16 protein-coding genes and 1 pseudogene are annotated in these 19,022 nt (G+C 71.6%); 4 read left to right on the top strand and 13 right to left on the bottom strand.

Annotated elements, in window-relative coordinates; all coding sequences use genetic code 11:
- Window positions 1–84: 84 nt before the first annotated feature.
- Window positions 85–885, top strand: coding sequence for a TVP38/TMEM64 family protein (locus G4D87_RS05520; RefSeq protein ID WP_163779698.1), 801 nt, complete (start codon window positions 85–87; stop codon window positions 883–885).
- Here the strand turns inward: G4D87_RS05520 and argC are convergent.
- Genes argC through G4D87_RS05485 form a run of 7 tightly spaced genes read right to left on the bottom strand, consistent with a single transcriptional unit; the run spans window position 824 to window position 8,550 of the window.
- Window positions 824–1,891: an N-acetyl-gamma-glutamyl-phosphate reductase gene (gene argC, locus G4D87_RS05515; RefSeq protein ID WP_163779696.1), complete on the bottom strand. Its 1,068-nt coding sequence runs from the start codon at window positions 1,889–1,891 to the stop codon at window positions 824–826. The genes G4D87_RS05520 and argC overlap by 62 nt on opposite strands.
- Window positions 1,888–2,949 (bottom strand): hypothetical protein, encoded by a 1,062-nt coding sequence (locus tag G4D87_RS05510; RefSeq protein ID WP_163779694.1) that lies wholly within the window; start codon window positions 2,947–2,949, stop codon window positions 1,888–1,890. The genes argC and G4D87_RS05510 overlap by 4 nt, the downstream gene beginning before the upstream one ends.
- Window positions 2,950–2,956: 7 nt before the next feature.
- Window positions 2,957–4,147: an argininosuccinate synthase gene (gene argG / locus G4D87_RS05505; RefSeq protein ID WP_163779692.1), complete on the bottom strand. Its 1,191-nt coding sequence runs from the start codon at window positions 4,145–4,147 to the stop codon at window positions 2,957–2,959.
- Between the two features lie 25 nt (window positions 4,148–4,172).
- Complete coding sequence (gene argH / locus G4D87_RS05500) at window positions 4,173–5,522, bottom strand: argininosuccinate lyase (protein ID WP_163779690.1); 1,350 nt, start codon at window positions 5,520–5,522, stop codon at window positions 4,173–4,175.
- On the bottom strand, window positions 5,515–6,576 hold the full coding sequence (locus G4D87_RS05495; protein WP_163779689.1) for a M20/M25/M40 family metallo-hydrolase: 1,062 nt from the start codon (window positions 6,574–6,576) through the stop codon (window positions 5,515–5,517). The genes argH and G4D87_RS05495 overlap by 8 nt, the downstream gene beginning before the upstream one ends.
- Window positions 6,573–7,499 (bottom strand): acetylglutamate kinase, encoded by a 927-nt coding sequence (argB, locus tag G4D87_RS05490; RefSeq protein WP_163779686.1) that lies wholly within the window; start codon window positions 7,497–7,499, stop codon window positions 6,573–6,575. The genes G4D87_RS05495 and argB overlap by 4 nt, the downstream gene beginning before the upstream one ends.
- Window positions 7,500–7,542: 43 nt before the next feature.
- A complete protein-coding gene (locus tag G4D87_RS05485) occupies window positions 7,543–8,550 on the bottom strand; it encodes an N-acetylornithine carbamoyltransferase (protein WP_163779669.1) in 1,008 nt (335 codons plus the stop codon).
- Window positions 8,551–8,719: 169 nt separating this feature from the next.
- Between G4D87_RS05485 and G4D87_RS05480 the strand changes: the two genes are divergently transcribed.
- Window positions 8,720–9,154 (top strand): arginine repressor, encoded by a 435-nt coding sequence (locus G4D87_RS05480; RefSeq protein WP_163779667.1) that lies wholly within the window; start codon window positions 8,720–8,722, stop codon window positions 9,152–9,154.
- 190 nt (window positions 9,155–9,344) lie between these two features.
- Window positions 9,345–9,896 carry a sigma-70 family RNA polymerase sigma factor gene (locus G4D87_RS05475; protein ID WP_163779665.1) on the top strand — a complete coding sequence of 184 codons (552 nt, stop codon included), beginning with the start codon at window positions 9,345–9,347 and terminating at the stop codon, window positions 9,894–9,896.
- A gap of 48 nt (window positions 9,897–9,944) precedes the next feature.
- Here the strand turns inward: G4D87_RS05475 and G4D87_RS05470 are convergent, their stop codons facing one another.
- Together G4D87_RS05470 and G4D87_RS05465 are read right to left on the bottom strand one after the other, a co-directional pair.
- Window positions 9,945–12,182 (bottom strand): Ig domain-containing protein, encoded by a 2,238-nt coding sequence (locus tag G4D87_RS05470; protein ID WP_163779663.1) that lies wholly within the window; start codon window positions 12,180–12,182, stop codon window positions 9,945–9,947.
- A gap of 132 nt (window positions 12,183–12,314) precedes the next feature.
- Complete coding sequence (locus G4D87_RS05465) at window positions 12,315–13,628, bottom strand: amidohydrolase (protein ID WP_163779661.1); 1,314 nt, start codon at window positions 13,626–13,628, stop codon at window positions 12,315–12,317.
- Window positions 13,629–13,739: 111 nt separating this feature from the next.
- On the opposite strand from G4D87_RS05465, the gene G4D87_RS05460 reads away from it, so the two are divergent.
- Window positions 13,740–15,068 (top strand): DUF418 domain-containing protein, encoded by a 1,329-nt coding sequence (locus G4D87_RS05460; RefSeq protein WP_163779659.1) that lies wholly within the window; start codon window positions 13,740–13,742, stop codon window positions 15,066–15,068.
- 21 nt (window positions 15,069–15,089) lie between these two features.
- On the opposite strand, the gene G4D87_RS05455 is transcribed toward G4D87_RS05460, so the two are convergent.
- The 4 genes and pseudogenes from G4D87_RS05455 to G4D87_RS05440 form a co-directional block, all read right to left on the bottom strand.
- Window positions 15,090–16,478, bottom strand: coding sequence for a di-heme oxidoreductase family protein (locus tag G4D87_RS05455; protein ID WP_163779658.1), 1,389 nt, complete (start codon window positions 16,476–16,478; stop codon window positions 15,090–15,092).
- A gap of 107 nt (window positions 16,479–16,585) precedes the next feature.
- Window positions 16,586–17,413 (bottom strand): hypothetical protein, encoded by an 828-nt coding sequence (locus G4D87_RS05450; RefSeq protein WP_163779656.1) that lies wholly within the window; start codon window positions 17,411–17,413, stop codon window positions 16,586–16,588.
- Window positions 17,414–17,599: 186 nt separating this feature from the next.
- A complete protein-coding gene (locus G4D87_RS05445) occupies window positions 17,600–18,601 on the bottom strand; it encodes an LLM class flavin-dependent oxidoreductase (RefSeq protein WP_163779654.1) in 1,002 nt (333 codons plus the stop codon).
- 10 nt (window positions 18,602–18,611) lie between these two features.
- A pseudogene (locus G4D87_RS05440) lies at window positions 18,612–19,022 on the bottom strand (hypothetical protein); the annotation flags it as partial.

The raw sequence follows: 19,022 nt of genomic DNA, 5'->3' as shown, positions 1-19,022 counted from the left end.
TCGCCAGGGTGAGGCGGAATGCAAGGCATCAGCCCTCGCCTGGCTGCTCTTGCCTTCCCACGTGACGCTTCCCAGCTTTGAGCCATGTCCAGGCACCCCCGCTCCAAGGGAGGACGGCTGAGCGCGGGTCTCAAGCTCATCGGGCCGCTCTGCGTCTCCGTTGGCCTGCTCGTGGGGCTGCGGCTGTTGGGGCCGCAGTATCTGAATCAACAGACGCTGTCAGGCTGGCTGCGGCCCCTGGGCGCGCTGGCGCCCCTGGCCTTCATCCTGCTCCTCGCGGTGCGCCCGGTGACGCTGCTGCCCGGACAGCTCTTCACGGCGGTGGGCGGCATCCTCTTCGGCATGGCCGCGGGCACGGCCTATGCGCTCGCCGGGACGCTGCTGGCCACGGGCCTCATCCACGCCCTGGCGCGCGGGCTGGGCCGCAAGCCCATGCGGCGGCTGGCGGGGGACAAGCACCCGCTGTTCCAGCGCGCGGCGCGCGAGCACGGCTTCCAGCTGGGCTTCCTGGCCTGCGTCAACTCGGTGATTCCGGCGGATGTGATGCTGGCGACGGCGTCCGCGTCAGGCGCCCGCTACGTCCCCCTGGCGCTGGGCGCCGTGGTGGGCACCCTCCCCGGGACGCTGCTGATGGCGCTCTTCGGCAGCTCGCTGGGGCAGGGGAAGACGTGGATGACGGCCGTGTCCGCCACCGGCATGGGGGTGAGCCTGCTGCTGGGGCTCGTCCTGGGACGCAAGCTGATGCGGGAGCTGCTCGCGAAGGAGGTGCCCCTCGCGAGCGGCGAGCCCGGGCGCGTGCGCCCAGGCCCGGGGGACGCGCGGCCTACGGATAGCAGGCGGCCTGGCGCAACGCCGTGTCTTCCGGCAGCCCCAGCGCGACGTTGAAGTTCTGCACCGCCTGGCCAGCCATGCCCTTCACCAGGTTGTCGAGCGCCGCCATGACGGCCACCGAGCGGCCCTTGGTGGCCACCGCGATGTCGCAGAAGTTGCTGCCGGCCACCGCGGCGACGCGCGGCGTGCCCTCGACGATGCGCACGAACTTCGAGCCCTCGTAGTAGCGGCGGTACTTCTCCATCAGCGACGCCGTCACCACCGCGCCGCCGTGCTCCGGCCACTCGAACTGCACGGTGGCGAAGATGCCGCGCACCATGGGCGCCGAGTGCGGCACGAAGGCCAGCCGGTGCCGCTGGGCGCCGTGGGCCACCAGCATGACCTCCACCTCCGCCTCGTGCTGGTGCTCCAGCGGCTTGTACGCGCGGAAGTCGTGCGCGCGCGTCGGGTGGTGCGTGCCCTCACCGGGCAGCGAGCCGGAGCCGGACGAGCCCGTGACGCCGGACACCGCGAGCAGCCCCAGGCCCGGCGTGGAGGCGATGGGCAGGAGCGCCAGCTGCACCGCCGTGGCGAAGCAGCCCGGGTTGGCGATGCGCTTCGCCGTCTTCACCGCGTCGCGCTTCCACTCGGTGAGGCCGTAGGTGAAGGTGCCCAGCAGCTCGGGGGACGGGTGGGGCCGGCCGTAGGCGCCCGCGTAGCGGCCCGGGTGGTCCAGGCGGAAGTCGGAGGACAGGTCCACCAGCAGCAGGCGCTCGGCGATGCCGACCTCCGCCCACTGCTTCTCCAGGCCCGCGAACTGCCGGGCCAGGTCGCCGTGGCCCAGCGCGCTGAAGACGACGGGCTGCTGGCAGTCCGCCAGCCACTTCCAGTCGGGCTCGCCCTCGAAGCGGCCCTCCACCAGCCCGCGCAGGTGCGGGTGGACCTTGTGGATGGGCTCGCCGGCGTGGTGCCGCGACACCGCGCGGATGCTGCCCACCGCCGGGTGGCCGGAGAGGATGCGCAAGAGCTCGCCGCCGCCGAAGCCGGAGGCGCCCAGGATGTAGATGTTGACCTGCGTCATGACTTCCTCCCCGCGCCCAGCTTGGGGGCGAGCTTTTCCAGGATGAGTCCGCCCAGCGCCGCCGCGTCCGCGCGGGCGTTGCGGGCGGGGATGCCCACCACCTGCTCCACGAAGCGCACGCCCACGGCGTTGTCCGTGGCCGGCCCGGCCACCACGTCCACTTCAATGCCGTACGTCTCGCGCATGTGGCGCACGCCGCCGGACGCGCCCACCGGGTCGTTGGCGCACAGTACCCACGCGCCCGCCAGGCTCTTGAGCTCCGGGTCCGCGAGGATGCCCTGCACGCCGTACTCACCCATGATGCCGTCGCCCGTCTCCGCGACGATGACGTCCACGTTCTCCGCCGCCAGCTCGGAGAAGAGCACCCGCGCCACGCGCGCGCCCGTGCGGGGGCCCGTGCAGACGATGCCCGCGTCCGTGAAGTCCATCACCACGTCCGCGCCGGAGTCCTGCATGCTCAGCGTGTCGCGCATCAGCGACACCCCCGTCAGCTTGGCGCCGCCCACGCGGAAGCCCGCCTGCGCCAGCTTGCGGACCATGGCCGCCGCGGCGAACGTCTTGCCCGCGTTCATGCAGGTGCCCACCACGTAGACGACGGGGCACTTCACCGGCGCCGTCGTGCCCTTCAGCGCGCCGGAGGACACGTGCGCCGGCTGCCCGGTGCGCGACATCAGCTCCGGGAACTCCAGCACCTGGCCCAGCACCTCCGCCTCGAAGGGCAGGCCCACGCCGTGGTTGTGCGACGTGCACTTGCCGATGACGCCGCCCATGTTGAGCACGTGCAGCCGCTCGCCCACGGTGACGGACGTGGGCACCACGCCCTCGTAGCCGTGCAGCGCGTTGCGGTGGCCCAGCGCGCCCACGACGATGTCCCCGGCGTGCAGCGTCACCAGGCGCCCGTGCACGTCCTCGAGCTGGTTGTACGAGCTCTTCTCTCCGTGGATGCGCACGGCCACCACCGCGCCCTCCTCGGCCTTCACCTCGGACGCGAGGTGGACCGTCCTGCCCAGGCCGAGGTTGCGGGTGACACTGCCCACCTTGTCGACGAAAACCTTCATGGCACCCTCACTTCGCCCGATGCGAGAGCATCTGCGCGACGCCGTACAGCTTGGCGAAGCCCGCCGCTTCCGAGCCGTTCCACAACACGTTGGCCTCTCCGTACGTCGCCACCTTCGCATCCATCAGCGAGTGCGGCGAACGCACGCCCTCCACCACCTGCGTGCGCGGGTGCAGCACCAGCCGCACTTCGCCCGTCACGCGCTCCTGCGACGAGGTGAGGAACGCCTCCAGGTCCTTCACCAGCGGGTCGAAGAAGTGGCCCTCGTGCAGCAGCGAGCCGTAGAGGTTGCCCATCGACTCCTTCCAGAAGAGCTGCTTGCCGGAGAGCACCAGCTTCTCCAGCTCGCGGTGCGCGGTGACGAGCAGGTGCGCCGCCGGCGCCTCGAAGCCCACGCGGCCCTTGATGCCCAGAATCGTGTCACCCAGGTGCACGCCCCGGCCGATGCCGTAGGTGCGCCCCAGCGCGTTGAGCGCCTCCACCAGCTTCACGGGGCCCAGCTTCTCGCCGTCCAGCGCCACCGGGACGCCCTTCTCGAAGGACACCGTGAGGGGACGGGGCTTCAAGTCCTGGGGCAGCTCGCCGCCGGGGAAGGCCGCCTCGGGCAGCGCCTTCCAGGAGTCCAGCGTCTCGCTGCCGCCCACGGAGGTGCCCCACATGCCCTCGTTGACGGAGTAGGCGCCCAGCTTCGGCGGCAGGTGGACGCCGCGCTCGGCCAGGTAGGACAGCTCCTGCTGCCGGCTCAGGGCCAGCGTGCGGATGGGCGTGAGCAGCTCCAGCTCCGGCGCCAGCGAGCGGAAGGCCACGTCGAAGCGCACCTGGTCATTGCCCGCGCCCGTGCTGCCGTGCGCCAGCGCCTGGGTGCCCTTCTCGCGCGCCACGCGGACCACCTCCACCGCCTGGCAGGCCCGCTCCGCGGACACGCTCAGGGGGTAGACCTGGCCGCGCAGCACGTTGCCCGCGATGAGGTAGCGCAGGTAGCCCTGGAAGAGCGTCTCGCGCGCGTCCACCGTCACGTGCTCCACCGCGCCCAGCTGCCTGGCCAGCGCGGCGATGCGCTCCAGCTGCTCGGGCGGGAAGCCGCCGGTGTCCACCGTGACGGTGGTGACGTCGTAGCCCTGCTCGCGCAGGTAGACGGCGCAGAAAGCGGTATCGAGTCCGCCGGAGAAGGCCAGCACCACGTTCTTCTTGTTGCTCATGATTCGCTCCTCACGGGGATGCCGTTCAAACCGTCCAGACGCGCCCGGCGGCGTCGGCCACCGAGCGGTGCGTCTCATCGAGCCAGGCGCGCGAGGCGGCCAGCTCTTCCCGGGCCTGGGGCAGGCCCAGGTTGCCGGCGCCACCCAGGTGGGTGGCCGTCAGGGCGCCGCGGTCTGGATGGAACGTTCCTTCCACCAGCTCGCGGCCCACCTGCTTGTAGGCGTCACGGAAGGCCTGTCCCTGGGCCACCAGCGCATAGGCGTGGTGCGCCGCGTACAGCGTGTCGTCGCTGGCGCGCGCCGCCGCGTCCGCCTTCACCTGGAGCGCCGGCACCAGCCGGGTGAGCACGTCCAGCAGCGCCTTCGTGGAGCCCAGCGCCGTCAGGGTGGGGGACTTCAGCAACTGGAAGTCGCGGTGGTAGCTGGAGGGCAGTCCGCCCGCGACGGCCTCCACCTGATGCGCCAGCCCGCGCAGCTCGCGGCAGCGGCCCCGGGCCAGCTCCACGACGTCCGGGTTCTTCTTCTGCGGCATGATGGACGAGCCCGTGGTGTACGCGTCCGGCAGCCCGAGGAAGCCGAACTCGTCCATGCTGTAGAGCTGCACGTCCCACAGCCACTTCTCCAGCGTGCCCGCCACCGAGCAGGCCCAGCCCAGCACCGCGGACTCATGACGGCCGCGTCCGTTCTGCACGTCGATGGGGCTGCGCTGCACGCGCGAGAAACCGAGCAGCGCGGCCACGTACTCCCGGTCGATGGGCAGCGGCACGCCGAAGCCCGCCGCCGCGCCCAGCGGGCAGCGGTCCAGCCGAGCCCACACGCCGCGCAGGGCCTCCAGCTCCTCCAGCAACCCCTCCGCGAAGGCCATGCCCCACAGGCCGAAGGTGGACGGCATGGCGCGGCGCAGGTGCGTGTAGCCCGGCAGCGCCACGCCCTGGTGCGCCTGCGCGAAGTCCAGGAAGGCCCCCGCCAGCTCCGCCGCCCGCGCGCCCAGCGTGAGCACCTCCTCGCGCAGCAGCAGGCGCAGGGCCAGCTGCACCTGGTCATTGCGAGAGCGCCCCAGGTGGATGCGCTTGCCCGGCTCGCCCACGCGCTCCACCAGCGCCGCCTCCAGGGCGGTGTGGCCGTCCTCCTGCTCGGGGCGGATGACGAACGCGCCCGCGCGGGCCTCGTCGTGCAGCGCCTTGAGCGCCGTCACCAGGGCCTGGGCCTCCGCGTCCTTCAGCAGGCCCACGCGCGCCAGCATCCGCGCGTGCGCGGCCGAGCCGAGCGCGTCATGTGGCGCCAGCGCCAGGTCCACCACCGGATCATTGCCCACCGTGAAGCGGTGGATGGCCGCGTCCAGGGGAAGGCCCTTGCCCCACAGCGTGTCAGCCACGCGCCACCTCCTCGAAGTAACCCCGAACCAGTTGCGTGTAGAAGGCGGCGCCGGCGTCCAGCTCCGCCCGGGTGATGAACTCGTCCGCCAGGTGGCTGCGCAGCGTGTCGCCAGGGCCCACCTTCACCGCGGGGACATCCCCCAAGAAGGCCCAGTCCGACGCCGTGCTGGAGCCCACCGGCTGCGCGCCCGCCGCGGCCACCGCCGCGCGGACGATGGGCTGCTCCGCCGCCGTCGCCTTCGGCAGGTAGCGCTCCGAATGGACCTTCACCTCGCTCCTCAGCGCGCCCGCCACCTGCCGGGCCACCAGCGCGTGCTCCATGCCCGGCGTGGTGCGCAGGTCCACGAAGAACTCGCACACGTCGGGCACCTGGTTGCGCGCCAGGCCCCCCGACACCTGCGTCACCTGCGCCCGGGCCTCGCCCAGGAGCGGGTGGGGCGGAAAGCGCAGCTCGGCCAGCACCGCGATGTCGGTGGCCGCCAGGTGGATGGCGTTGACGGCCTTCGTGGCGTGCGCGTGCGCGACGTGCGCGCTCTTGCCGTGCGCGGTGCAGCGCAGCAGCAGCATGCCGCGCTGGGCGGTGCAGGGCTTGAGGCTGGTGGGCTCGCCGACGATGGCGGCGTCCAGCGGGCCCAGCCTTGGCAGCAGCGTCCCCAGTCCCTGGCCTCCCGTCTCTTCCTCCGCGGTGAACGCGAACACGACCTCAGCGCCCGTGGGCGCGCCTTCGGCGAGCAGCGTCTTCGCGGCGAGCAGCATCCCCGTCACGCAGCCCTTGGCGTCGTTGCTGCCCAGGCCGTACAGGCGGTCCTCGCGCCACACGGGCGCGTGGGGCTCGTACGTCCACCCGGCGCACGGCTTCACCGTGTCCAGGTGCGAGTTGACGAGCAGCCGGCGCGGCCCGCTCCCCACGGAGAACCACACGTTGTGGCCCTGCCGCTGGACGCGCGCGCCCCAGCCCTCCGCCCACCCGGACACGGTGTCCGCGATGCGGCCCTCGTCACCCGACACGCTGGGGATGGCCACCAGCGCCTGGAGCAGCTCCGCCGCCGTCATCCCACCGACCCCGCGGGCTTCTGCGCGTTCTCACGCACGACCATGGTGCCGCTGCCCTCGTTGGTGAAGACCTCCTCCAGCAGCGCGTTGGGCTGCACGCCGCTGACCAGGTGCACGCTGCCCACGCCGCCCACGAGCGCGTGGCGGATGGCGTGCGCCTTGGGCTTCATGCCGCCCGCGATGGCGCCGGTGCGCTCCATGGTGCCCAGGTCCGTGAGGTTGGCCAGCGTGACGAGCGACGACGGGTCGTTCACGTTCCTCAGCAGGCCCGGCACCTGGACCAGGAAGAAGAGCTTCTCGGCGGACAGCGCCACCGCCAGCGCCGCGGCCACGGTGTCCGCGTTGGTGTTGTACACGGCGCCGTCCGCGCCGCCCGAGAGGGGCGCGATGACGGGCACGTAGTCGGCCGAGCGCAGGTGCTCCACCACGCGGGTGTCCACCTGCTCGATGTCGCCCACCAGGCCGTAGTCCACCAGCTTGCCCTCGGTGGCCCCGGCCTCCGTCACCATGACGGGCGGGCGCTTGCGCGCCTTGATGAGGCCCGCGTCCACGCCGCTCAGGCCCACCGCGGGCACGCCCGCCGCCTGGAGGTCCGCCAGCAGGTCCGTGTGCAGCTTGCCCGCGAGCACCATCTTCGCCGCGTCCAGCACGGGCGCGGAGGTGACGCGGCGGCCGGCCACCTTCTCCACCGGCAGGTGGAGTGCGTCACACAGCGCGTCCAGCTCCGGTCCGCCGCCGTGCACCACGACGGGGCGGATGGAGAAGGTCCACAGCAGGGCAATCTGCTCGCAGGCGGCGCGGCGCAGGCGCGGGTCGCTCAGCATGGCGCCGCCGAGCTTCACCACGAACGTCTTGCGGCGGAACTGCTGCACGTACTTCGCCGCGTTGCGAAGCGCGGAATAGGGGTCGGGCGAAAGGGGCACGTGAGACCTCGAAGTCAGGAAGGGAAGTATGCGGAGGGACCGCTCAGCGCGAACGCATCCAGTGCAGCAGCGCCCGCTGGACGTGGTAGCGGTTGCCGGCCTCGTCCACGACGCGGCTGCTCGGATGGTCCAGGACCTCATCGGCCACCTCCACGTTCCGGCGCACGGGCAGGCAGTGGAGGAAGGCCGCGTCCTTCTGCGCGCGCGACATCGTCAGGCGGGTGGGCATCCAACCGGAGTAGGACGCGAGCAGCGCGTTGACGTCGTTGGGCGAAAACGCCGCCGCGGCCGTGGGGCCCCACGACTTGGCGTAGACGGCGCGGCTGCCAGCCAGGGCCTCGTCCTGGTCGTGCGTGTAGGTGATGCTGCCGCCGGTGGCCCTGGCGTACGCCTCCGCCTCGGCGCGGACGGCCGGGTGCAGGTCGAACCCAGGAGGGTGGGCCACGCGAATCTCACAGCCCGCCGCCGCCGCGCTCAGCAGGAAGGAGTTGGGCACGGCCTTGGGCAGCGGCTTGATGTGCGGCGCCCACGTCAGCGTCACCGGCAGCTTCTTCGTGCCGCCGAACGTCTCGCGCAGCGTCAGCAGGTCCGCCAGGCCCTGGCAGGGGTGCTCGCGCGCGGACTCCATGCTCACCACCGGCACGGTGGACCACTGGCGGAACGCGTTGATGACGGGGTCCAGCTCGTCCTCCTCGTCACCGCCCCCCTGGGAGAAGGTGCGCACGCCCAGCACGTCCACGAAGCGCGACAGGACGGGCGCGGCCTCCTTGAGGTGCTCGGCCCGGTCCGCGTTCATCACCGCGCCTTCGCGGTGCTCCAGCTTCCAGACGCCCGCGCCCACGTCCAGGATGATGGCGTTGCCACCGCCGCGCAGCATGACGGCCTCGAACGAGGTGCGCGTGCGCAGCGACGGGTTGAAGAACACCATCCCCAGCAGCGTGTTGGCGAAGAGCGCGTGCTCCGGGCCCTTCTGCTTCCACGCCGCCGCCTGCGCGAGCACCGCCTCCACGCCCTCGGGCCCCAGATCCTTGATGTGCGTGACGTGCTTCATGGGCCTGTCCTCCCCGGCAGCGGCTGCCTGCATATTCCTGATGAATATGCGTGAAAATGCGTGCATTGCCGCGAAAAGGCGGCGGATATTATGCAGAAAGACGCGCCGCGCAAGCGTATTATTCGCAACAAGCACATGCATGTTCTTGCATGAATATTCACAGGGATGCATGTTGGTGGGAATGAATCTGGACGAGGCCATCCTGCGGCTCATCACCGAGCGGGAGATCGGCGATCAGGCCGTGCTGCAGCAGCTCCTGGAGGCGGAAGGCCAGGCGCCGAGCCAGTCGACGCTGTCGCGGCGGCTGAAGAAGCTGGGCGTGTTGAAGGTGGGTGGGCGCTACCAGCGCGCGCCGGCCCCGCCCGCGGTGATGCCGGAGCGGCCCCGCGTCACCATCCTGGAGGCGCCGCCCAACCTGCTGGTGATTCGGACGTCGCCGGGGTTCGCGCCGGTGCTCGCGCTGGCGTTGGACAAGGAGCGGGAGCTGCCGGGGCTCGCGGGGACGGTGGCGGGGGATGACACCATCTTCGTCGCGGTGACGGACCCGGCGCTGCTGCGCGACGTCCGCGCGGCGGTGGAGCGGCTGCTGTCGCTGGGGCCGTGAGGGGCGCGCCACGGCCCGACGTCAGCGGGTGAACGCCTCACGCTGTAGGCCTCTGTCGTCTCCCAACCCCTCCGGTCAGGGGAATCGTTGCGCCGTGGAGGGTATCTGCCCCAGTTTTCCAAGTTTTCCCGTTGAGAGCGTAGTTTCTGTGGGGGCGGCGGACCCGTCTGGCCTGGAGGTGAATGTGGGCATGTCGGAGCTGACAGAGCTACTGGACCACGCGCGCAAGGGCGAGCAGGGCGCGCGGGATGCGTTGATGGCGGCGGCCTACCAGGAGCTGGGGGACATGGCTCAGCGGGCCATGTCCGATGGGGCCTCGACGCCGTCACTGCAACCCGCCGGGTTGGTGAAGGAGGCCTGGCTGCGGCTGTTCAGCGCGGGGGCCCCGCTGGAGGCGCGGCGTCACTTCTTCAGCGCCGCGGCGCAGGCCATGCGGCGGGTGATGGTGGACCGGGCGCGGCTGCGCCGGGCGCAGGTCCGCGAGGCCCGGCTGGAGCGGGTGAGCCTGGGGGACGTGGAAGCGGATGTCCCAGCGGGCTTGAGCATGGAGGTGCTGGAGCTGGACCGGGCGCTCTCGGAGCTGGACACGTTCCAGCCGCGGCTCGCGCGCATGCTGGAGCTGCGCTACTTCGTGGGCCTGGACCTGCTGGACACCGCCGCGGTGCTGGGCGTGTCCCCCGTCACCGTGAAGCGTGACTGGGTCTACGTCCGGGAGTGGCTGCTGACGCGGCTGGGCAACTGACGGCCCGCGCGTCCACGCGGGCCGGGTTGTCATGAGGGTGCGTCGGGCTCAGCGCTTGCGGCGGGCCCGGCCCAGCAGCGCCAGCGCCGCCAGCCCCAGGGCCTGGACGCCCGCGCCGCCGCCGCTGCAACCACAGCCGCTGGGCGCGTCGCCCTTGTCCTCCGTCGGAGGCGGCGTGGGCGCGACCTGCAGCGACACGCTCCGCTCCACCGTCTGGTTCGCCGAGTCCGTCACCCGCACCGTCAGCGGGAAGGTGCCGCTGGCGGTCGGAATCCCGCTCAGCACGTAGGCTCCGTCGCGCTGCTGAAGCGTCAGGCCGCCGGGCACGGTGCCGCCGCCCAGGCTCCACGTATACGGCGCCCGGCCGCCCTGGACGGTGAAGCGCGCCTCATACGCGGTGCCCTGGGTCGCGGACGCGAGCGCGTCGCTGGAGATGCTCAGCGTGCTGACCACGTCCACGCTGTACGTGCGCGCCGCCACACCGCCGCGCGCGTCGCGGACCCGGACGGTGACGGCGGTGCTGCCCGACTGCGCGGGCGTGCCGGTGAAGGTGCCCGTCGCGGGCGTGAAGGTCAGGCCCGAGGGCAGCGTGCCCTCCAGCTCGAACGTCAGGCCGCCCGAGCCGCGCGTGCTCAGCGCCACGTTGGCGGCCGTGCCCAGCCGGAAGGGGGGCAGCGTCTCCGTGAGGAGTTCGGGCAGCGGCCAGGGGCGGCGCGTGGCCACCAGCAGGCGGCGCTGGCTCACCGCGACCACCGACGTCTCCCCCGTGGCGAAGGCCGTGGACGCATAGTTGCCGCCCGCGCCCGTCGGGTGCGCCGTCCACTCCTTGCCATCCGCCGACACCTGCAGCTCGAACGAGGGCAGCTCCTGCACGCTCTGCGGGTCGACGGACGTCCAGCTGACGACGAAGCTCAGGTCCACGAACGCCACCAGCGGAGTGAACGACGGCGCGTTGACGGGGTAATAGAGGTCCTCCACGTACGTCCAGGTGCTCCCGAGGTCCTCGGAGAGGAAGAAGCCGAACCTCGGCTCCTCCGCCTGGGGCGCCAGGTCCGGCGAAGGCGTCTGGTGGGGCTGAACGAAGGCGAGGAATCGGCCGTTGCCAGCAGTGAGCTGGGCAATGGTGAGCCCGGACAGCGTGGCGGGCTGGAACACCTCCCAGGCGCCGCCAGCGGCCTGGGGCCGCGCGAGGACGGGGAGCTCGGAGGGCGCGCCCGCCATCGGGTGGGCCACGGCGAGGAAGCTGCCCTGGCCAGGCACCAGCGTCACGACGTCATAGGCGCGGTCGATGCTCTCATCGGTCCAGCTCACGCCGTCCGTGGAGCTGGCGATGAGGCCCGCGGTGCCCACCGCGACCATCCGGTTTCCGCTGAGCGCGAGCTCCAGGAAGCGCCGGCCTTCTGCTTCGCCCTCGGGCGCCGGGTCCTGGTAGGCGGGAGCCCAGGTAAACGCGTTGTCGGACGAGACGACGATGCGCCCGTTCGACAGGCCGAACCACTTGCGCTGGGAGTAGACCAGCCGCTCCAGCGGGAGGGGCGACGTGGTCCCCTCTGACACGGGAACGAAGCCCGTCCACTGGCGCCCGTCCGGGGAGCGCAGCAGCTCCGTGTTGCCCGTGGCCGCCGCCAGGAACGTCCCATTGCCGTGCCAGGCATGCGTCACGGACGGTGTCACCTCGATGCCGGTGGCGACGCCCGCTTGCCAATCATCAAAGGTGGTGGCGGGGGCCACGTTGACGTGGAGCGGGCGCTCCAGCCGTCCCGAGAAGTCCGTGGGCTGGTAGGGCGGAGCCTGCTCCCCTTCCTCCGGAGGCGTGACATCGCGGAACCCGCTCTGGTACCGCACCCGGTAGGTCCCCTGGGCTACCGCGGGCACGGGGAGCGTGAGCTGCGCGGCTGCTTGGACCTCCTGGTTCGTCGTGGTCACGTCTTCCGACACCAGGCAGTGCCAGGTGGCGCCGTCGACCGGCCAGGCGGCCTGGGCCTCGGCGGAGAGCTCCGGGCCGCCGGGTCGCGCGGCGGTGGCCGCCGAGTCGGCGTGGGTGTAGCTGCCGCCCGGCGCTTGCCAGCCCTGAGGCAGGGCGAGGCAGGCCACCAGCTGTCCGGTGCGTGCGGAGGTCTCCCCGGGCCCGAAGGCGACCTGGAGGCTCAGCGGGACGGAGGTGCCGCTGCGGACGGTGCCTTCGTGACTGACGAAGGCCTCGGACTGGCAGCCGGAGACGAGCCACCACAGCGAAGCCCCCAGCAGGGCTCGCAGGGAATGGTTGCGATTGAGCAAGGAGGACATCCTGTCGCGATGCGAGAGGAGGCCTGTCTACGGTTTCGTATTCCCCCGAGTCAAATCAGCGCGGGCGTCTCGCGCGCTCCGCCGCCGAGCAGGGGGCGGCCCGGGTGCAAGGCGCCGCGCGCTTCCTGGCCTTCAGGGTTTGTCGAACAACTCCAGGGCGGCGGTGGTCAACGTGGTGACGCCCGTGCGCAGCGTGCGCTCGCGGTCCGGCGCGAAGAGCGGCGAGTGCATCGACGGCAGCGCCGTCCCCGCGGCCTTCGCCTGGGCGTATCGCCGCGGCTCGGTGGAGCCGAGCCAGAGCATCACGGCGGGAACGCCTGCTCGCCCATATTCGGAGAAGTCCTCGCCGCCCATGACGGGCGGCGCCTCCTGGAGGTTCTGCTCGCCCAGGACGCGGGACACCGCGCCCACCAGCCGCCGCGTGAGGGCGGGGTCGTTGAAGGTGGAGGGCGTGCCCTCGGTGATGGTGACCTCGGGCGGCCGGGGCGCGCCGGAGGCCATGGCCTCCGCCTTGGCGATGCGCTCGATGCCGTCCAGCAGGGCCTTGCGGACCTCGGGCTTGTACGAGCGCACGGTGAGGTGGAGCTTCACGTCATCGGGGATGATGTTGTGCTTGGTGCCGCCGTGGATGGCGCCGACCGTCACCACCGCGGGCTCCAGCGGGTTCTTCTCGCGGCTGACGAGCGTCTGGAGCGACAGCACGACGCGCGCCGCCATCACCACCGGGTCCACGGTGGTGTGGGGATAGGCGCCGTGGCCTCCCTTGCCATGCAGGGTGACTTCAACGGAGTCCACGCTGGCCATGGCATAGCCGGGGGTGAACTCCACCGTGCCCGCCGCGGCGGTGTTGACGTGGAGCGCCACCGCGAAGTCCGGCTTGGGGAAGCGCTTGAAGAGGCCGTCCTGGAGCATCCGCCGAGCGCCCGCGCCCACTTCTTCCGCGGGCTGGCCCACCAGCATCAGCGTGCCTCGCCACCGGTCCTTCGCGCGGGCCAGCAGCGTGGCCGTCCCCAGCAATGACGTCATGTGCACGTCATGGCCACACGCGTGCATCACGGAGGTCGTCGTGCCCGCGGCGTCCTTCACCGTCTGCTTGCTCGCGTAGGGCAGGCCCGTCTTCTCCTGGACGGGCAGCGCGTCCAGGTCCGCGCGCAGCATCACCGTGGGCCCCTGTCCGTTGCGCAGCAGGGCCACGATGCCGTGCCCGCCCACCTTGGGTGTCACCTCGAAGCCGAGCTTGCGCAGGCGCTCGGCCAGCTTCGCCGCCGTCCTGGCTTCCTGGTTGGACAGCTCCGGCGTCTGGTGCAGGTCGCGGTAGAGCGCGTCCAGGGAGGGGTAGAGCGCGTCGAGCCCACCCAGCACGGGCGGTGTCTCCGCGGCGAGCGCGAGGCCACCGGGCGCGGCCAGTGAGATGAGCAGCAGGGGGAGCAGGTGAGAGGTCTTCACGGGGGCCACTACAGCACACCTGACGTGCCGGGAGGGGACAGGCCCGCGGGTCCCGCCGTCCATGGATGTGTGGGATTGACGGCGAGGAGGCAGAGCGCGTCTGCTTCACGCATGTCCGAATCTGGTTCTCCCGCGGAGGCCGCCCTGCCCGGGGCGCGTCCGGTGGATGCCTCCGAGCGAGTCGTCCTGCTGGACGCCCTGCGCGGCTTCGCGCTGTGGGGCGTCTTCGTGTCCAACAGCCTCATGTGGCTGAGTGGTCGGGCCTTCATGCCCCCGGAGGCCGCGTCCGCGCTGTACGTCCCGCTGCTGGAGCAGGTGGTCGGCTCCGTCTATCAGCTCTTCGTGACGCAGAAGTTCGTCACCATCTTCTCGTTCCTCTTCGGCCTGGGCTTCTCCATCCAGCTCGCCCGCGCGGAGGTTCGGGGCGTCTCCGCCGTGCCGCTCTTCAGCCGGCGGCTGCTGGTGCTCTTCGGCATCGGCCTGGCGCACGCGCTGTTGTTGTGGACGGGCGACATCCTCCACACCTACGCGATGGTGGGCTTCCTGCTGCTGGCCTTCCGGGCCCGCGCCCACCGCACGGTGCTGTTCTGGGCGCTGGGGCTTGTCACGGTGATGCCGTTCCTGGTCCCCGCCGCCATTCGCTACACGCCCATCCTGCTGCACGGCGCGGAGGCCGCGGCCGAGGCGGCGAAGGCCAGCCGGGCCAGGGACCTGGCCTTGAAGGCCGACACCCTGCTGGCGCTGTCGAGCGAGTCGTTCTGGACGGCGCAGGCGGGCAACGCGCGCTTCTTCCTGGAGAACATGGGCGGCGGCTTCCGGCGCGTGCTCTGGATGAGCCTCATCCTGGGCCGCTTCCTGCTGGGGCTGCTGGCGGGGCGTCTGCTCCTGTTGCAGGACGTGGAGCGTCACCGCGCGCTGCTGCGCCGGATTCTGGGATGGGGCCTGGCCGTGGGCCTGGTCATCAATGGCAGCGGGCTGGTGCTGTACCGCCTGCGCAAGGCCGGCGTGCTGGAGTGGGACCCGCAGGGGCCCTGGATGATGCTCCTCAACAGCCTCCAGGAGCCGGGCTACATCGCCATGGGCGCGGCCTACGTGGCGGCCTTCGCGCTGCTCTTCCAGCGGGAGCGCTGGCGCCGCTGGCTGGGCGTCCTGACGCCGGTGGGCCGCATGGCGCTGACGAACTACCTGATGCAGTCCGCGGTGAGCATCTGGATTTATGACGGCTGGGGCCTGGGCTTCATCGGCAAGCTGCCCCCGTCGCGCATCGTGGTCATCTGCTGCGTCGTCTTCGCGGCGCAGATGGTGCTCAGCCACCTGTGGCTGGCGCGCTTCCGCTTCGGTCCCGCGGAGTGGCTGTGGCGCTCGCTCACGTATGGAAAGGCCCAGCCCCTGCGACGCCTGGCCGGGGACGGTGACGCCTCCGGTGTCGCGGCCTCCTGACGCGAGGCGCGGTGGGGCCGCTCAGAGCGATTCGAGGAACGTGAGCAGCGCCTGCCGGTCCACGAGCGGCAGGCGCGTGTAGCGCTCCTGGGCGGGCGCGGCCTCGCCGCCATGCCACAGCACGGCCTCTTCCAGGTTGCGCGCGCGCCCGTCGTGCAGGAAGCGGGTGTGGCCATTCACGACCTTCACCAACCCGATGCCCCACAGCGGCGGCGTGCGCCACTCGGTACCGGAGGCGAGCCCGTCCGGACGCCCATCCGCCAGCCCTTCGCCCAGGTCGTGCAGCAGCAGGTCCGTGTACGGGTAGATTTTCTGGTGCGACAGCTCCGGGAAGCCGGGCACCTCCGCCGTCTCGAAGGGCGTGGCCAGATGGCAGCCGCCGCACCCGATGGCCTCGAACACCGCCTTGCCGCGGAGCGTGGCGGGCGCGCTCCAGTCACGCCGCTTCGGAGGGGCCACCAGCCGCGCATAGAAGAGGAGGGAGTCCAGGTCCTCGGGGCTCACCTCGGGCGCGTCGGCGGCGTCCCGCGTGTCGTATCCTTGCGCACGGGGATACAGCGTCGTGGTCAACCCCATGTCCGCTGCCAGCGCGTGCGCGACCTGCTGACGGAGCGTGGGCTGATTGGCCTTCCACCCGAAGCGGCCCAGCCGCGTCTGGCCCTCCTCCACGTCCATCACCCGGTTCGCCCGGCCGGAGATGCCGTCCTGGTTCCGGTCGTCCGGGTCCTCGTGGGCCAGCAGCGCCGCTTCGGGCACCGCCTCCAGGAGCCCCAGCCCGAAGTTCACCGGCGCGACGCGAGGCGAGAAGCGGACCCCGGCCTCGAGCGCTCCCTTCGTCAGCCCGGCGAAGGTGTAGCGCGGACGGAGCAGCGCGTAGGACTCCCCCGAGGAGAACCTGCCGGACACCTCGTCATAGCGGACCTCGACGGTGCCCTCCGCGGCCGTCCCCGCCAGGTGCCGCACGTCGAGCTGGACGCCGTAGCGGGGATGGGCCCCGTGGCCCTCCGGTCCCGTGAGCTGGAACGCCAGCGAGACGGGCGTCTCCTTCGGGGACGAGGGCGGCTGGCCGCGTCCGTCCTTCACGTGGCACGTCATGCAGGAGGCGGCGTTGAACAGCGGCCCCACCAGGACGGGCCCCTCCACGTCCGTCCAGTCGCGGTCGAAGATGCGCTTGCCGGCGTGGAACCCGGGCCAGCGGGCGCGCGCCAGGTTCATGGGCGAGCGCCCGAAGGCGTTCCGTCCCGGGTCCGGCACGGTGGTCGCTCCGCCGGACAGCTCCTCCCCTGGCTCCAGTCTGGCCGCGAGCTCCCCCAGCTCGAGCGGCGGTGGCAGTCGGTTCGTGTTCGCCCACAGGGCGATGAGCACGAGGACTCCGACACAGATGCCCAGGAGGAACAGCCGCCCTTTCATCGAAGAGACTCCAGAAGGCCCGGGATGGAACGGACTGCATGAGGGGTCCCGGGCAGGACGGCTTCCCTGCCCGGGGAGCTGCCCGTGCGTGGCACGGGCAAGGCAGCCTACTTGCTGCCCGCGACAATCGTCTCGCCGAGGATGGTGAACTCCTTGGCGGCGGCGTTCACGTCAATCCCCGTGAAGAGGTTGTACGGGTAGTGGCCGTTCTCAATCTCCTCGATGAACTCCACCTCGTCACCGCTGACGGTGGTGCCGTCCGCGAGCTGGACCTTGAATTCGCGGTCATCCGCGCGCAGCCGCCACCCGCAGGCGCCCACGTTGGACGGCTCCGCCATCTGCGCCACGCCGTTCTTCCAGATGATGATGTCAATCTGGAAGAAGTCCGCGTGCGCGACGAGGTAACGGATGAAGTCCCACCAGTTGTAGAAGATGATCATCTGCGCGGCGGGGTTCGTCGTCGAACCCTGCAGCTGGCCGTCACGGTAGACGTTCATCCGGTAGTTCGAGCCGCCCGGCGCGCCGGTGAAGTTCGGCGTCACCTGCACCGAGCCCGGCTCGCGGCCCGCGCTGACCTGCAGGGTGCTGACCACCTGGTCCCCGGAGCGCGCGGCCAGGTGCAGGCCCCCGCGGTTGCCGCCGAAGTTGATGCCCGTCGTCTGCGACCACGACGACGCCCGCTGGAAGCGGCTGGCCACGCCGTCCGACTTCACGTTCTCCAGCCCGGAGACGCTGATGCCCGACTCCGTCGCCTTCAGCTCCGCCGCGCCCGTCGGGCAGTGGGTGACGCCGTCGAAGCGCGTCACACAGCCGCTCTGCGCGTTGGACTCGGCGGCGGCCATGCTCGCGGAGTCCTGTGCCTCGTCCCCCTGACATCCGGCTGCGACGCTCAGCATCGCGACTGCCAGCAGGCGGCTCGTCATCTTCATCTCCATGATGTCCTACCTCGGTGCGTTGTGGATGGGGTGTTGCACCCCCGCCGCAATGCACCGTTCACGCCACTGCGGACGCGGCGTGCCCGCACTCGGTGTCAGAGGGGCGGCGCGCGTCGAGGTGTAGCGCGGCTCGTTACAAACGGGCGTTGGCTGTACCCAGCGCCGTTACAAGCCCGAGCGGCGGGCTCACTCCGCCGCTGCGAGCCGCGCGTGCGCCTGCGCCGTCAGCTCGAAGGAGCGCAGCCGCGCGGCGGGGTCGTAGACCATTCCCGTCACCATCAGCTCATCGACTCGCGTGAGGCGGATGAACGCCGCCAGGCCCTGCTCAACGGTGTCGGGCGCGCCGATGACGGAGTACTTCAGCGCATGGTCCGCGCTCGCGCGGTCCACCGGAGAGGCCACCGCGTCGATGTCATCCACCGGAGGCGGGAGCTGACCGGGTGTGCCGCGGCGCAGGCGGACGAACTGCTGCTGCACGGAGGTGAAGAGGCGCTGCGCCTCCTTGTCCGTCTCCGCCGCGAAGACATTCACACACGCCATGGCATACGGCCGCTGGAGCGACTCGGACGGCTTGAAGCGCTCCCGGTAGATGTCCAGGGCCTGCAGCAGGGCATCCGGCGCGAAGTGGGAGGCGAAGGCGAACGGCAGGCCCAGCATCGCCGCGAGCTGCGCGCTGAACAGGCTGGAGCCGAGCAGCCAGATGGGCACCCGCAGGCCCGCGCCCGGCACCGCCTGGATGAGCTGGCCCGGCTCGGTGGGCTCGAAGAAGGACTTCAGCTCCACGACGTCCTGGGGGAACGTGTCCGCGCTCGCCGCCAGGTCCCGCCGCAGGGCCCGCGCCGTCAGCATGTCCGTGCCCGGCGCCCGGCCGAGCCCCAGGTCGATGCGCCCCGGATAGAGCGTCTCCAGCGTGCCGAACTGCTCCGCGATGACCAGCGGCGCGTGGTTGGGCAGCATGACGCCGCCCGAGCCCACCCGGATGTGCTTCGTCCCCCCGGCCACGTAGCCGATGACCACGGACGTCGCCGCGCTGGCGATGCCCGTCATGTTGTGGTGCTCGGCCAGCCAGAAGCGCTTGAAGCCCCAGTCCTCCGCGTGCCGCGCCAGGTCGAGCGTGTTCCGGAGCGCGTCTGCCGCGGTGGAGCCCTGCGTGACGGGCGAGAGGTCGAGGACGGAGAAAGGAATCATGAGGCCCCTCCTAACGCCGTCCCTGGGGCCTCCGCTTGCCCATGAACAGGGTATGCCGCGTCCCCTGGGTGCCATGGGCCGCCGGGTGCAGCACCTGGACGGTGAAGCCCGCCTGCTCCATGCGGCGCTCGAAGGCGGGGGAGGGCCCGGCGCTCCACACGCCCAGGACGCCTCCCGGCCGCAGCGCCTGGACGGCGTGGGCCAGCCCCACGCGCCCGTAGAGGCCGTGGTTGTCGGGGTGGGTGAGGGCGGTGGGGCCGTTGTCCACGTCCAGCAGGATGGCGTCATACGCGCCGGACTGACGGGCCATGTGCTTGCCCACGTCGAGCTCCACCACGGTGACGCGCGCGTCCTCCAGGGGCGCCCCGGCGAGCGGCGCGAGCCGCCCCCGGTTCCACGTCACCACCACGGGGAGCAGCTC

The sequence above is a fragment of the Myxococcus vastator genome, assembly GCF_010894475.1.
Lineage (GTDB): Bacteria > Myxococcota > Myxococcia > Myxococcales > Myxococcaceae > Myxococcus > Myxococcus vastator.
This window is presented reverse-complemented; position numbering and strand designations above follow the sequence as displayed.